Annotated in this window: 1 protein-coding gene; it reads right to left on the reverse strand. The window is 64.7% G+C overall.

Features of this window, described 5'->3' with window-relative positions; all coding sequences use genetic code 11:
• On the reverse strand, positions 1 to 509 hold a 509-nt coding region (locus EN914_RS37810), incomplete at its 3' end, for a Mur ligase domain-containing protein (protein ID WP_245497960.1).
• Between the last annotated feature and the right edge of the window lie 27 nt (positions 510 to 536).

Below are 536 nucleotides of genomic sequence, written 5' to 3' on the forward strand. Positions count from 1 at the left end.
GTGACGCCGGCATCGGCCAATTCCCGCAGCAATTGATGCAGGGCGACCGGATCGGGTGTCGTCAGCGAACCATAGTCGTTGCGCCCAGGCGCCACCACGCCGGTGGTGCCGATCGAAGCGGCGGCATAACCGGCCTGCTCCCAGATCTGCCTGGTGAAGGCTGCGACCGAGGTCTTGCCGCTGGTGCCGGTCACCGCGACCATGATCTCAGGCTGCTTGCCGAAATAGCGTGCCGCACTCTGCGCCAGCGCCAGGCGCGGATCGTCGACCGCCAGCACCGGAACCGGGAGCCCGGCAATGGTGCTGCCCTTGCCCGCCACGATCGCGGCCGCACCGCGCGCGGCGGCATCTGCGGCATAAACGGCACCGTCGGCCTTGGTTCCGGCGAGCGCAAAAAAGACAACGCCCGCTTTTACCTGGCGGGAATCCGAAGAAATCCCTGTAACCTCCAGATCGACGGAAGCTATTCCCTCGACGGGCAGGATACCGGCTAGATCTCTGAGCTTCATCGAGTCCCGTTCACCGCAACAAAATAG

Source organism: Mesorhizobium sp. M7A.F.Ca.CA.001.08.2.1 (genome assembly GCF_003998455.1).
GTDB lineage: Bacteria > Pseudomonadota > Alphaproteobacteria > Rhizobiales > Rhizobiaceae > Mesorhizobium > Mesorhizobium ciceri.